The sequence below is a fragment of the Kitasatospora sp. NPDC088160 genome (genome assembly GCF_044741445.1).
Lineage (GTDB): Bacteria > Actinomycetota > Actinomycetes > Streptomycetales > Streptomycetaceae > Kitasatospora.
The window spans coordinates 135,528-148,765 of sequence record NZ_JBIUSS010000007.1; the positions used below are offsets into that span (position 1 = coordinate 135,528).

General features: G+C 72.6%; 10 protein-coding genes. 6 read left to right on the forward strand and 4 right to left on the reverse strand.

The features are described 5' to 3' along the window. Window positions 1-25: 25 nt before the first annotated feature. The gene (locus ACIOGZ_RS12855) at window positions 26-2,569 is read right to left on the reverse strand and encodes a hypothetical protein (protein WP_400985902.1); all 2,544 of its coding nucleotides are present in this window, start codon (window positions 2,567-2,569) and stop codon (window positions 26-28) included. Window positions 2,570-2,650: 81 nt separating this feature from the next. Further along, a complete protein-coding gene (locus ACIOGZ_RS12860; RefSeq protein WP_363585976.1) occupies window positions 2,651-3,385 on the reverse strand; it encodes a Crp/Fnr family transcriptional regulator in 735 nt (244 codons plus the stop codon). A gap of 173 nt (window positions 3,386-3,558) precedes the next feature. Here ACIOGZ_RS12860 and ACIOGZ_RS12865 point away from each other — a divergent pair, with 173 nt between their 5' ends. The 6 genes from ACIOGZ_RS12865 to ACIOGZ_RS12890 all read left to right on the forward strand — a co-directional run bounded on the left by ACIOGZ_RS12865 (window position 3,559) and on the right by ACIOGZ_RS12890 (window position 11,006). Further along, entirely contained in the window at window positions 3,559-4,302 is a 744-nt protein-coding gene (locus tag ACIOGZ_RS12865) for a hypothetical protein (RefSeq protein WP_363585977.1), read from the forward strand. A 7-nt stretch (window positions 4,303-4,309) separates the two neighbouring features. Beyond that, window positions 4,310-4,726 carry a hypothetical protein gene (locus ACIOGZ_RS12870; protein WP_363585978.1) on the forward strand — a complete coding sequence of 139 codons (417 nt, stop codon included), beginning with the start codon at window positions 4,310-4,312 and terminating at the stop codon, window positions 4,724-4,726. After that, window positions 4,723-5,925: a protein phosphatase 2C domain-containing protein gene (locus ACIOGZ_RS12875; protein WP_363585979.1), complete on the forward strand. Its 1,203-nt coding sequence runs from the start codon at window positions 4,723-4,725 to the stop codon at window positions 5,923-5,925. Before ACIOGZ_RS12870 ends, ACIOGZ_RS12875 begins: the two co-directional genes overlap by 4 nt. Next, complete coding sequence (locus ACIOGZ_RS12880) at window positions 5,922-7,067, forward strand: hypothetical protein (protein WP_363585980.1); 1,146 nt, start codon at window positions 5,922-5,924, stop codon at window positions 7,065-7,067. Before ACIOGZ_RS12875 ends, ACIOGZ_RS12880 begins: the two co-directional genes overlap by 4 nt. A gap of 16 nt (window positions 7,068-7,083) precedes the next feature. Beyond that, entirely contained in the window at window positions 7,084-7,734 is a 651-nt protein-coding gene (locus tag ACIOGZ_RS12885; protein WP_363585981.1) for a VWA domain-containing protein, read from the forward strand. Window positions 7,735-9,170: 1,436 nt separating this feature from the next. Further along, complete coding sequence (locus ACIOGZ_RS12890) at window positions 9,171-11,006, forward strand: ABC transporter ATP-binding protein (protein ID WP_400985906.1); 1,836 nt, start codon at window positions 9,171-9,173, stop codon at window positions 11,004-11,006. 66 nt (window positions 11,007-11,072) lie between these two features. On the opposite strand, the gene ACIOGZ_RS12895 is transcribed toward ACIOGZ_RS12890, so the two are convergent. Next, window positions 11,073-11,492, reverse strand: a complete 420-nt coding sequence (locus ACIOGZ_RS12895) for a hypothetical protein (RefSeq protein WP_400985908.1) — start codon at window positions 11,490-11,492, stop codon at window positions 11,073-11,075. A gap of 236 nt (window positions 11,493-11,728) precedes the next feature. Next, a complete protein-coding gene (locus ACIOGZ_RS12900) occupies window positions 11,729-13,111 on the reverse strand; it encodes an amino acid permease (protein ID WP_363586029.1) in 1,383 nt (460 codons plus the stop codon). Between the last annotated feature and the right edge of the window lie 127 nt (window positions 13,112-13,238).

Here is a 13,238-nt window from a genome sequence, read left to right on the forward strand (position 1 = left end):
CTTTCCTGGTCGGTCTTGTGGCGGATTACCAGGCGATGCAGTGGATCGCCAGACTCTGCCAGGCCGAGTTGTATGCCGAAGCCTGGCTGGCCGTGTTGTAGCCGGTGGTGAGATCGTTCCGAGCTGCGCGGAACTGGTTCTCCTCCTGCTGGCTAGCGGTCAGAAGACCCTTGAGGTCGGATACCACGGATCCGTCCCGCGCTTGCGATAGGGCTCCCCGCAACGTGGACTCGCTGGCGCGCAGGTCTTTGAGGATGATGTCGATACGGGATTTCACCGTGCTGTCGTCGGGAACGGTGGAGGTCCGTCGAGAGTTGTACGCGGCTACGGCGTTGTTGTACGAGTCGAAGGCGCTGTGAACGGCGGTCAGGTCGGCGTTGTGCTGCCGGGTCTCTTTTCCCAATTCCGGTACCACCGTTGCGCACACGGGATCGACGGGGTCCGGCGTGACGACGGGGGCAGGGACCGGCGGCTTGGGGGTGTAGACCTTCGGAGACGGGGCCGGCGGGGCGGGAGTGTAGACCGGCGGGGCGGGGGTGTAGACCCTCGGAGGCGGGGCCGGCGAGTAGGTGGGCTGGGCCGGCTTAGCCAGGTTCGACTGGTTCTGGGTGTAGACCATGGCGCCCACGCCGAGTACGGCTGCGGCACCGACCACGCAGGCGACGGCGAGGGCTGCTCCGCCCTTGGCGGCCGCTGCGCCGGCGGTGGTGACCGCGTGGCCCGTGCTGGACGTGGTGGTGGCGCTCACGGCGTGCGTCGGCTGGGCGGCGGAGTGGTGCGCTCCCGAGAGGTCGATTCGGTGCGGCGCCGCCTGCGAGGGGGAGTGTGCGCCGGCCACATGGCCCCCGGCCGGGGGCTGCGGAGCGGAGTGGGACAGGTCGATCACCTGCGGTGTACCCGGCGGGTGCACGGGCGCCGGAGCGCCGGAGGCGGGGAGGGGGTGGGTGACGGCCGGTGGCTGGACGACCGGGTGGGTGACCGTCGGTGGTTGGACGACCGGCTGGACGACCGGGTGGGTGACCGTCGGCGGGCTGACCGCCGGGTGCGTGATCAGCGGGGACTGGCCGACGGCGTGTGCCGTGGTGACCGGATCGATCGGCGGTACGGCGGTGATCGCCGTCGTGGCGGCCTGGTGGGCCACCGAGTGCGCTTGCAGGGCGGCGAGTTCCTGCCAGAGCACCCCCGCCTCCAGCACCAGGGCCGTCGTCAGTGCCGCCCGGCCGATCGCCTTGCGGCGGGTGCGCGCCTCCCCCAGGAAGAACTCCTCGCCCGCGCGGTCTCCCGCGCTCTTCGCGGCGGCCCAGCCGGCTCCGAGGAGGCTGCCCCACGCGTCGAACTGCCGGGAGAGCGCCAGTTTCGGCGAGGCGGCACGGGCCAACTCCACGCCGAGCTGCGCCTGTCCGCTCCTTTCCGCTCCCAGCACCGCGACGTCCAGGGCCTGGAAGTGGGCCGCGACCTCGTCCGGGGTGGTCTCCCGCGACTCGACCCACGTGGTGAGCGCCCGGCAGAGCGGCGCGGCGGGGAACTGCGTCATCCGGCTCTTGAGCACGCACTCGGCGACGTCCGGCGGACATCCGTAGCCGGTTTCCGAGGCGACCAGCAGGCCGTGCCGCACCAGTTCGCCGGCGAGCGCGTCGCTGTCCGTCCGACCGAGCAGGGCGTCGAGCTGCCGGGCGGCCAATTCGGCGCCCGACAGCGAGCCGAGCAGGTACAGCAGGTCGCGCTCCTCCGGCCGGAGCCTGTTGAGCAGCGCGGGAAGGAGCGCGGGGAGGTCGGCGATGCCCGGCAGGCCCTTGCCGGTCGCGGCCGACAGGGCGATGCGCCGCAGGCGGAGCGGATTGCCGTGCAGGGCGTCGCACAGCGCCGTCACGGTCCGCGCTTCGTCCGGCCGCAGCGCGCGGGCCAGGACCGTCTGCACCAGGACCACCCCTGCCGGGGCCGTCAGTCCGTCGAGTCGGATCGGGTGGACGCCGGTGACCGACGACCGGCGCTGCGAGGTGAAGACGAACGTGGAGTGCTCGGCCAGGTCGAAGAGCCGGTGCAGGTCCTTCTCGTCGAGCCCCGCGTCGTCCAGGTAGATCCGCAGCCGCAGGGTCTTCAGGTGCTCCTTCAGCACCTCCAGTGACGGCTTGTAGTTCGGCGCGTCGAAGCTGATGTCGAAGATCGCCTGCGCGAGGTCGTCGGCCGTCCGTCCGCCGGCTTCGATGTAGGCCGCGCCTTCGGGCCCGCGCGGCAAGGTGCGGGCGAGGTGGCGCAGCAGGGCACTCTTGCCGACCCCGGAGGCGCCCCAGATCTGCACCAACTGGCGTGCTCCGATGGCCTGTTGCAGTGCCTGGAGCTCCCGTTCCCGGCCGATCAGCGGATCGGCGGCGGAACGCGGCAGGTGGGAGATCGGCTGACGCTTGACCGGGTTCGGCGGAGGCCCCGCGTTCACGGTGATGGCCGAACCGTGTCCGGTGGTGATGTTCAGGTTGGTCACGGTGTTCCGGTTGCCGACGATCATCGTTCCGGACACGTCGCCCGCCCGGATGCGCGCGGAGCCGTCCGGAGCACCGTTGTTCTCTGGCATCTGTTTCTCCGGTCCTCTCCAACGCTCGGGTCCCGGCACTCGGTCATGCTGACGCCGACCCGTCGTCGGAACCCGGCGCTTTTACCTGTTTGGTGAGATCGCCCGCGAATCGGCCGGTTCGGTCGCGGCGGCGATCCGGGCGAGGTGATCCAGGTCGAGGATCGTGATCCTGCGGTAGCCCGTGACGACCGCGCCCGACTCCCGCAGGGCCCGCAGGGCCTTGTGGATCGACGACTCCGCGGCGCCGACCAGCGTGGCCATCTCCGGCTGCGACAGCGGGAGATGGGCTTCCTTGCGGCCGGGGCGCCCGTAGGTGACGGCGAGGTGGTGCAGGATCCTGGCCAGCCGCCCGAGCACGTCGCAACCGGTGAAGTCGACGATCCGGCTGGTCGCCGTGCGCAGCTTGGCGACCACGCTCGCGTTGAGTGCGAGCCCGATGGCGGGGTGCTGCTTCGTGCACGCCAGCAGTTCGGTGGGCAGGATGTAGCGGGCCAGCACCCGGCCGCAGGCGGTCACGGTGCCGATGCGCGGCTGGCCGTCGATCCCGGCGAACTCCCCGACGAGGTCCCCGGCCATCCGTACGGCCAGCAGCGCGTCCCGACCGTCCTGCGCGTGGGCGGTGACCTTCACCGTGCCGCCGATCAGGAGCAGCGAGAAGTCCGAGGTGTCGGCCTCGCGGATGGTGATCTGACCGGCCGGGTAGACCACGCCGTGGCCGAGCCCCAGCAGGACTCGGCGATCGGCCTCGCCGACCCGGCCGAGCAGCCCGGTCGTCGGCCAGTAGGCCCCGGCTCCGCGCATCCGTGTGTTGCTCATCGGTCACTCCTCCTCCTCGTCCGGCCGAAGCCGGACAAGCCGTATTAGTAGCCGGTCTACCCGAGGACCCCTCCTCTACGTTCTGGTTAACCATCGTGTCGGCACCGGGAATTCGGCGCCGACGGCAGATCGATCTTCGAACTGCCGGCCCTCGTCGTGATCGCGGAGGGAATGTGAATCCGAGGTACGAGTACCGAGCTCTGCTGGCGTGCGACATCGCGGGTTCCGCGGGCCGCGGTCAGCAGCGGCTGCAGGAGATCCGCGGCGTGCTGCGGTCCGCGTTGTTCGGCGCCCTCGGCGTCGCGGAGTTGGACCGGCGGGACTTCGCGTACGTGGACACCGGCGACGGCTGCCGGCTCGTCGCCCCGGCCGGGTTGCCCAAGGCCGGACTGCTGGTCCCGCTGCTGCCGGAGCTGGGCTCGCGGATCCGCGAGCACAACCGGCACACCGGTCCGGACGCCCGGCTGCGGGTACGGGCCGCCGCGCACGCGGGGGAGGTCCGGGTCGATCCGGACGGCACCGTCTCCGGCACCCCGTTCGAGGCGCTCGCCCGGCTGCTCGACTCGCCCCCGCTGCGGCATGCGGCCCTGGACGGTCCGGACGGCACCCCGGTGGCCGCGATGCTTTCGCAGCACTACTACGAGGAGACGGTCGGGCACGGCTACGAGGGGCTCGAAGCCGGCGCCTTCACCGCGGCCGAGGTCCGGGTCAAGGAGTACGCCGCACGGGCCTGGCTCTGGTACCCGGGCAGCCCGGTCGGGCCGCACGGCGGTCCCGGCCCGGAGTCCGGCTCCCGCGAGCGGCCTGCGGAAGCCGAGCCGCGGTCCGTGGAGCAACCCGTCCGAGCCACGGGGAACGGCACGGTCTTCGCCGTCGGCCAAGGTGGCCAGTACATCCACTACAACGAACGGGGCTGAAGCGCCGATGAACCAGGAACTCGCCGAGCTGGCCGCGAGCGGAGCCACCGCTCTGGTGTCCGCGATGGGCACCGATCTGTGGAACGAGGCGAGGCGACTGATGAGCGGCGTCATCGCCCGGGCTCACGGCAGCCGCCGCAGGGAACTGTCCGCCGCGCTGGAGCGGGGGTCGACCGCCACGAGGGGAGCGGTCGACGCCGTGGCCGTGGACTTCTGGACCGAGGCCCTGTTCCAGTTGCTGGACCGGAACCCGGCTCTGGCCCAGGACGTCATAGCTCTGGCGACGCTGCGGACCGAGCAACGGCCGGACGTCGTGGTCCAGGTCAACTCCGCCACCGGTTCCGGCGAGGTGTTCGCGGTGCAGCACGGTGACCAGCACTTCGCCTCCGGGTCGAGGTCCCGCGATCGTGGGGAACGGCCGTGAGCGGGGGCGGCGGTCGGCGGGACGGCCTGACGGACGGCTGGGTGCGGGCGGGGCTGCTCGCAGCCGTCGTCATCGGGGCCTTCGCCGAGGTCGGCACGCCGCACCGGCACTACGGCTGGCTGGTGGACGCGTTCGCCCTCGCGGCGGTGGGTGTCGTCGGCGCGGCGGCCGCACTGGGGTCCGAGGCCGCCGCGACGCCCGCCCGGCAGCGGGACCGGCCTGAACGGGGGCCCCGGCCCGACGCGACGGCGCCGGTCTGCCGCTTTGTCGCGGCACCGGCGGTGTCGACGGCCCAGCCCGGCAGGCCCCGGCCGTTCCTGCGCGAGAGGCCGACCGACCTGAGCGTGCCCCGCTTCGGCGAAGGCGCGCGGGCACAGGGCTATCCCTGGCTGCTGCCGGAGCGCACGGTGCAGAACGGCATCGCCGCCGACGAAGCCACGGTCGGTGCCCTCACCATCCGCGCCGCCTCCGTCGTCGGGCCCGGCCACCGCTGCGGCCGGCCCGCCGAGCCGCGACAGGACTCGTACCGGATCGGGCGGAGCCCGGACAGCCGGTACGCGATCGTGGCCGTGGCCGACGGCCTGTCCAGCGCGGCCTGGTCCGACGTCGGGGCCACGGCGGCCTCCAGCCAGGCCGTCACCCTGCTGCGCGAGCAGATCGAGGCGGTCGGCTTCGACCGGCTCGACGTCAAGGCGCTGTACGGGCGGGTCGCGGAATCGATCGCCGCGCACGCGGCCGGACGCGGCGTCGGCACCTCGCACCTGGCGACCGTGCTGATCACCGCGGTGATCGCCGAGCCGGACGCGAACGGCGTGGCGCGGGCATGGGTCGGCTGGCTCGGTGACAGTTCGGCCTGGACACTCGACCCGCGCGTCCCGCTGTGGCGGTTCTCCGCCGGCGAAGCCAAGGACCGCGCGGCCGTGGTGGTCTCGAACGAGGTCGCCGGCCGACTGCCGGACACGCCGCACCTGGCCGTGGACGGTTACGTCACCCTGGCGTCCGGTGCCGCCCTCGCCCTGGTCACGGACGGGATCGGCGACGCGTGGGCGGACCGGGCGGGCAACGTCAACGAGTACTTCGCGAACGCCTGGCGCTCGCCGGTCCCGGCCACCCGGTTCACCGCCGACGTGGGCTTCGACGCACCGCAGTGCCTCGACGACCGCACCGCCGTCGTGGTGTGGAACGGCAGCGGGACATGACCGACTCCGATCCCGTCGTCGGCGACGGCGCCCCGGCGGTGGACCCGCGGGGCTGGGCGTTGCCGAGGACCGTGGGCCTCGGCGATCTCGGACCGCTCGCCGAGCCGATCTCCGAACACAACGGCCAGGCCGTTGCCGTACGGCCGCTGACGGGCCATCCGGGCTGGCTGGCCAAGCTCTACCGGCCCGGCCTCCACCAGGAGGACGGCCGCCGGATCGACCTGCTGATCTCGGCTCCGGACACGCTGCCGGAGGCGGAGCGGGCGACCCTGTACGCCGGGACGTGCTGGCCCGCGGCCCGGATCCGCGAGCCCGGCAACCCGGCCGTCGGGTGCGTGATCCCGATGGCGCCCGAGCAGTACCGTTCCGAGCTGCGGCGCGGCAAGTTCAGCGAGCGCCGGTTCCTGGAGATCGACTGGCTGGCGAAGTCCGACGAGTCGATCCGGGGCGTCGGCCTGCCCTGTCCCGGATTCGAGGGCCGACTGACTGCCTGCCGTCAACTGACGGCGCTCGCCGCGATCCTGGAGGGCCTGGGCCTGGTCTACTCGGACTGGTCGTTCTCCAACGCCTTCTGGAGCCCGGAGGGGCGTTCCGTCTACCTGATCGACGTCGACGGCTGCCAGCCGAAGAAGATGCCCGACATCCACCAGCCGAACTGGGCCGACCCGCTCACGCCGCCGGGCTCCGACGCGGACCAGTACACCGACCGCTACCGGCTCGCCCTGCTCGTCGCCAAGTGCCTGACCGGCCGGCGCGACGCGAGCACCTTCCACGGCGTCGCCGCGTCCCACTGGCTGAACCAGCCCGCCGTGTCCGAGGTCCTGCTGGACATGCTGCTCGCGACCGACCGGGAGCGACGGCCCGCGGCCGCCCAGTTGAACCAGGCGCTGAACAACGGGCCCTACCTCAGGGCCGTGCCGCGTCCGACACGTACGCCGCTGCCCCAACTGCCCCCGAAGCAGCCGGCGGTGGTGCTTCCGCGGCCCGCGCCGCACGCGATCCCGGAGCCCCCCACCGTCACCGCCACCCGCGTCAGCACGGTCGAGGAGAAGAAGAAGCCCGCGACCGGCCCGTCCGCCAAGTGGATCTGGGTGCTCGCCTTCGTCGTGATCCTGGTCATCATCATCGCCTCCAACCACTAGCTCAGAGGTGCACACGATGTCACTCTGCCTGCCCACCTACGTGGTGATCGACGCCTCCTCGTCGATGAAGCCGCACGAGGCGGTGCTCAACGCGACCCTCTCGCGTCTGCACTACAACCTGGCGACGAATCCGCGCGTCTCGGAGTTCGCCAGGGTCAGCGTGGTCGCCTTCTCCACCGACGTGCACGTGGTGATCCCGATGTCGGACATGGAGCAGGTCCCGAGCATGCCCGAAGTGATCTGCGGCGGGGGCACCGAGTACGGCAAGGCCTTCGACCAGTTGCGGCAGAGCATCGAACAGGACGTGAGCAGCCTGCGGGCGCAGCAGTACAGCGTGCTGCGGCCGGCGATCTTCTTCCTGACCGACGGCGCTCCGACCGACGCGAAGTGGCGGGACTCCTTCCGCGCGCTGGTGGACCGGAACTGGCCGCGCCACCCGCACGTGATCGCCTACGGCTTCGGCGCCGCCAGGCGCGACGTGCTGAAGGAGGTGGCGACCAAGGCGCTGTTCATCGCCGACGGTTCGGACACCGAGTCGGCGCTGAGCGGGGCGATCACCGGCCTGCTCAACACCCTGATCGCCTCCTCGCAAACCGGTCAGATGCACATCGCCACCGACGTCAAGGGCTTCGAGTACGTGCAGGTCGCCCAGGAATACGTGGACTGAGCGTGGACACCGACCCGCGAACCACGGCGCCCCGGGCGCTGCGGGCCTCCGCCGGGCTGTCAGTGCTGGCCGCGGTGCTGCTCGCCTGCGGCGGCGTGGTCGAGGTGGCGGGCCATCTCGGCGGCCCCTCGACGAACGAGGGCGGAGGCGCCTCGTACCCGGCGACGCCGGTGCCGGTACAACCGGCCCCGACCCCTGAGGCCTCCTCGCCCGCCGCGGTGCCGTCGCCGAGTTGCCCGCTCTCGGCCTCACCCACCCAGCTGCCCGAGCCGACGACCACCCCCACCACACCGGCGTCTCCTTCGGAGCATCCTCCAGGGAATGAGGCATCCCGGACGAGGACTCCTGTGACGAGGACTCCTGCGAGGAGGAATGCCGCCCCGTAGCCGCGATACCGGCGGGGCCACCGAGGGGCCGAGCAGCACGGGCAGCACGGGCAGCCGGCGGGCGGGCCGGGGAGTGGGGCGAGGGTGCCGCCGATGGTGGCGCCGTCACCCGAACGCAGTCGCTTCGGGTTCTCGTGGGCCCCGGAGTCGCCCGGAAGGCGGCTGCGGGGCGCCTCCTCAGGGCGGACTCGCCGTGGCGCAGGCGGTGCCGGGGCCTCGTTCCGGTGGTTCCCGCGGGGCTCGACGCGGGGTCTCGCCTCTCGCCGCGCGGGGGTGCGCACCCCCGCCCCGTCGGTCGGCTGCGCCATCCGGGTAGGCGTCGGCGGGCGGGGTCGGCGGCCCGGGCGGGGGTCTTCGGGGAGGGGGCGCGAGGGCCGGGGGCTCGCGCCGACGCCGTCGTCGCGGGGGCCTGCGGTCGACCGGTGGGCGGCGGCGCCCGGTGCGCGGGCGCGGCTGTTTCGAGACGCCGGACGAACGGCACTTGACGGTGGGTCAGTCGCCGAGCCGACCGGGCGGCTCCTCGCCCGACCCGGCTCGTCGGGGGGCCGGTCGGGAGGGCCGGATCCGGCCGCCGGGGCGGGGGTCGGGCGGCCGAGTCCGGGGTCCCTTCGCATGCCGAGGACCGGTCGCGGTTGCGGTCCAGAAGCTGCGAGCGGGGGCGCCAGGCGGATACTGGAGATGTGAGAACGGCTCTGGCAGGCACATCCCTGACGTGCCCGCCGCTTAGGGCTGTCTCACGGCAACGGCAGTCTCTGTCGTGCTCCCCGGGTCCGCGCCGTCGGCGTCGGCCGTGGACGTGCGGCGTGCCAATGCAAGGGAAGAAATGGAGTCGTGATGAGTTACTTCAACCGCAGGGACCGCGGTCGCGGACGTGAACGTGACCGTCGCCGCCGTCGCCACGGCCGCCGTCGTCGGTTTGGCTTCTGGTGACAGATAAGGGCGGTCCGGGCTGTGCTTAACAGCCCGGCATGACACCCATCCCTGGGGCCGGCGGTATCACCGCCGGCCCCTCATCCTGAGTGGGGTTCCTCCATGCACGGTGCGACGCCCATGGGGGGTCCGGAGGACCGGGCAGCCGACCGGGCCATCGACCAGGGGCCGGTGGCGGACTCGCCCGCCATCTCGCTGCGCGAGCTGTTCCGGCGGTTCTGGCCGTGGGTCAGACCGGACTTGCGCTGGCTGCCGCTGAGCGCGGTGCTGCTCGTTCTCGGAGCCTTCGGCGAGGTCGTCTCGGTCTGGATGTTCAAGGACCTGATCGACGAGGTCCTGGTGCCTCGGCACTTCGCCGAGTTCTGGCCGCTCGGCGGCACGATGCTCGCCGCGGCCGCGGCGGCGGCGCTGTTCACCTTCGCGGGCACCTACACCGGCACCTGGATCGCGGAGCGGTACCTGCTCCGGCTCCGTACCGGCACACTGGCCCATCTGCACACCCTGCCACCCGACACCCTGGAGACCCGCTGGCGCGGCGACCTGGTGGCCCGGATGACCGCCGACATCGCGACGATCGAGCAGATGGTCGCGACCGGCCTGGTCGAGGGCGCGGTGGCCTCGGTCAGCCTGGTGCTGTTCGTCGGCGCGGCGTTCTACCTGAGCTGGCCCCTCACCCTGGCGGCGCTGATCGTCGCGCCGCTGTTCATCCTCACCACCGGTTTCTTCGGGCGCCGCATCCGCATCCGGGAGCGGCAGGTCCAGCGCCGCGCCGGCGGCGTCACCGCGCTGCTGGAGGAGACGCTGCGCAACGTGGTGGTCACCCGCACCTGCGGCCAGGAGGAGCGCGAGGTCGAGCGGGTGCACCGCGAGGGAAAGGCCCTGCTGGACGCCGAGCTCTCCGCCGCCCGGATGTCCGACCTCTACCAGCCCCTCCTCAACGTCCTCCAGATGCTCGCCGGTCTGGTCGTGGTGGGCGTCGGCGCCCTCCAGGTGATCCACGGCGGGCTGAGCCTGGGTGGTCTGCTCGCCTTCGCCGCCTTCATGGCGCAGCTGTTCGAGCCGATCCAGCAACTCGCCGGGCTCGTCCCGCTCGCGGGCGCGGCCTGCGCCTCGGGCGAGCGCCTACTGGAGATCCACGACCTGTCCAGTCCGGTCCGGGAGAGCCCCGCCGCGCGGGACGCCGGCGCGGTCCGCGGCCGGGTCTCCTTCGAGGGTGTCCACGTCGCCTACGCCGGCAGCCACGACGCCCCGGTGCTGTCCGACGTCAGCTTCGACGTCAGTCCCGGCAAGGTCCTGGCCGTCATCGGCCCCAGCGGCAGCGGCAAGTCCACGCTCGCCAAGCTCCTGGTCCGCTTCCTGGACCCGCAGTCCGGTACCGTCCGCCTCGACGGCACCGACATCCAGGACCTGACCATCGCCTCGCTGCGTGCGGCGATCAGCTTCCTGCCCCAGCAGGCGCAGCTCTTCCACGCGACCATCCGGGACAACATCGCCTACGGCAGGCCCGACGCCCCGCAGGGCGACATCGAACGCGCGGCCCGCAGCGCGGGCGCCCACGGCTTCATCACCGCGCTGCCGCAGGGGTACGGCACGGTCATCGGCGACGAGGGCTTCCAGCTCTCCGGCGGGCAGGCCCAGCGCGTCGCCATCGCCCGGGCCTTCCTGCGCGGCGCGCCGGTCCTCGTCCTGGACGAACCCACCACCGGCCTGGACCCGAAGACCGTCCAGCAGCTGATCCCCCCGCTGCGCCGCCTGATGGCGGGCCGCACCACGATCCTGATCACCCACGACCCGGCCTTCCTCCCGCTGGCCGACCACGTCCTCACCCTCCAGCCGCCGGACGCCCCGCGGCCCCGCGCCCGCTTCGCGGAATCGGCCGCCGGGCGCCCGGAGGCCGTCGCGGTGAACGTGTCCGAGGCGCGGCTTCCCGGTGAGCGGGGCCACGGGCCGGGGTGACCTTCGCCCCCACTCGAACGGCCGGGATCCGCAGGCTGCGGATCCCGGCCGTTCGAGTGCGTGCGGTCAGGAGACGACGATGGTGGTCCGCGGGTAGTAGACGAACGGCGGGCAGGCCGAGCCGCGATCCGGGAAGGCGCACCGCCAGATCCAGGTGATGTCGCTCGTCCCGGCGGTGGCCGCGTTGAAGGTCGCGTGCGTGGTGTTGTCGGGGTCGGTGCTGCCCGAGGTCTGCGGCAGCACCGAGGGCGCGGTCGTCGCCGGGACGGAGGACAGCCAGGTGACGGTGCTGTCGCGGTAGGGCGGCAGGTCGATCTGGACCACGTCACCCGGGTGAACCTGCACGGTCTGGCCGTTGGAGGCGGCGCCGAGGACCACGACGTCGTTCAGGGCCGGTCGCGCCGGGGCCGCGGCGGCGGTGGTGACGGTGCCGGCGGTCAGGGCGAGGACGGCGGCGGGGACTGTCAACAGCCTCAGGATCTTCATGGCACTCCCGGTACTCGAAGGTTCACGGAAACGGAGGTTCGCGCAGAACGGCGGTGCAGGGTGCGGAGGTTCCGGTCTCCCGTCTATCCGGCGCGGGCGGGCCGGCCGATGGCGAGGAGCCGCCCGGGAGGGAAACCTCCGGCCAAGGATGTCCACATCCGCCGCTCCGGGCAAGGTGTGTGACGATCCGTCAGGAGCCCGTCACTCCGAGCCGCCGCGGCCCCGGCCCCGGGCCGTCAGTCCCGGCGGCGGGCCGCCATCCAGACGTAGACCAGGATCCCGGCGAACAGGAACAGCACGCCCTGGTAGACGGCCGCGTAACCGGCGCCGGCCACCAGCCACAGGGAGAAGCCGAAGGCGCCCAGGCCCAGCACCGCGTCCCGGGCGAGCCGGCCCCCGGAGACCTTGTCGGGCATGCCGCGCACCAGCCAGTACAGCTGCGCGGCGGTGGAGAGCAGGTACGGGACGGTCGCGGTGAAGGTGGTGACCAGCACCAGGATGTCGAACGCGCCCTTGGCGCCGGTGGCGAAGTTGAGGATGGTCAGCACCGAGGCCAGCGCGACGCTCGTCACGACGCCGAACACCGGGACGCCGCGCCGCTCCTTGGCGAAGGCGGCCGGGAACAGCCCGTCCTTGGCGGCCGCGTACGGCGCCTGGGCGGCCAGCAGCGTCCAGCCGTTGAGCGCGCCGGTCATCGAGACGAGTGCGGCGACGGCGATGGCCGTGCCGCCCCACGTGCCGCCGAACATGGCGTCCACGGCGTCCGAGAACGGCGCGGTGGAGTGGATCAGCCGGTCGTGGGCGACGGTGCCGAAGACCGCGAGCGTGCCCAGCAGGTAGACCACCGCCGCACCGGCCGTGCCGAGCACGCTGGCCCGCCCGACGTTGCGCTCCGGATCGCGGACCTGGCCGGCGCTCATCGCGGCCGACTCCACGCCCAGGTAGCTGAAGAGCAGGATGGCCGCGGCCGCCGTCATCCCGCCGGCCCAGCCGTGCCCGGTGGCGTCGAAGGGGCCCAGGTTGCGCGCGTCGAAGAAGCCCAGGCCGCCCACCGCGACCAGCAGCAGCGGGATGAACTTGAGGACGGTGGAGACGAGTTGGACGGCGCCGACGTAGCGGGTGCCGGCCAGGTTCGCCAGCGCGGGCAGCCACTGGAAGGCCATCGCGGCGGCGATGCTGAGCCCGATGGAGTGGCCGACGGGCAGCAGCACGTCGAGGTAGCCGACGGCGGCGACCGCGAGCGCGGCGTTGCTGACCCAGGTGGTGATCCAGTACGACCAGGCCGACAGGAACCCGGCGAAGTCCCCGAAGGCCTCCCGGGCGTAGACGTACGGCCCGCCGGTGCGCGGGTTGCGGCGCGCGAGCTGCCCGAAGACGAGCGCGAGTGCGATCGCGCCCACGGTCAGGACGACGAAGGAGACCAGGCTGACCGTCCCGTAGGGGGCCACGGCGGCGGGGATCATGAAGATGCCGCCGCCGATGATGTTGCCCATCACCAGGGCGGTGGCGGTCGGCAGGCCGAAGCGGCCGCCCTTGCGGGGCGTCGCGGTGACCGCTTCCGGGGTCTCCGGCGGGCTCGGTCGGGTCGCCTGCCGGGGTGCGGCCGGGCTGGTCTGCATGAGGGTGGTGCGCCTTTCGTGGTCCTGCGCGTGCTCGGTGGAGCCACCGTTCATGCTCGAACCGGGTGGCGCTCTGTACCAAATCGATGGGATTTGTTCAGTCGGCCTGGCATGTCACCGCAAGACT

Coding starts and splice junctions, on each gene's coding strand:
- ACIOGZ_RS12855 (WP_400985902.1), bottom strand. CDS start 2,569: ATGCCAGAGAACAACGGTGCTCCGGACGGCTCCGCGCGCATCCGGGCG.
- ACIOGZ_RS12860 (WP_363585976.1), bottom strand. CDS start 3,385: ATGAGCAACACACGGATGCGCGGAGCCGGGGCCTACTGGCCGACGACC.
- ACIOGZ_RS12870 (WP_363585978.1), top strand. CDS start 4,310: ATGAACCAGGAACTCGCCGAGCTGGCCGCGAGCGGAGCCACCGCTCTG.
- ACIOGZ_RS12880 (WP_363585980.1), top strand. CDS start 5,922: ATGACCGACTCCGATCCCGTCGTCGGCGACGGCGCCCCGGCGGTGGAC.
- ACIOGZ_RS12885 (WP_363585981.1), top strand. CDS start 7,084: ATGTCACTCTGCCTGCCCACCTACGTGGTGATCGACGCCTCCTCGTCG.
- ACIOGZ_RS12890 (WP_400985906.1), top strand. CDS start 9,171: ATGGGGGGTCCGGAGGACCGGGCAGCCGACCGGGCCATCGACCAGGGG.
- ACIOGZ_RS12895 (WP_400985908.1), bottom strand. CDS start 11,492: ATGAAGATCCTGAGGCTGTTGACAGTCCCCGCCGCCGTCCTCGCCCTG.
- ACIOGZ_RS12900 (WP_363586029.1), bottom strand. CDS start 13,111: ATGCAGACCAGCCCGGCCGCACCCCGGCAGGCGACCCGACCGAGCCCG.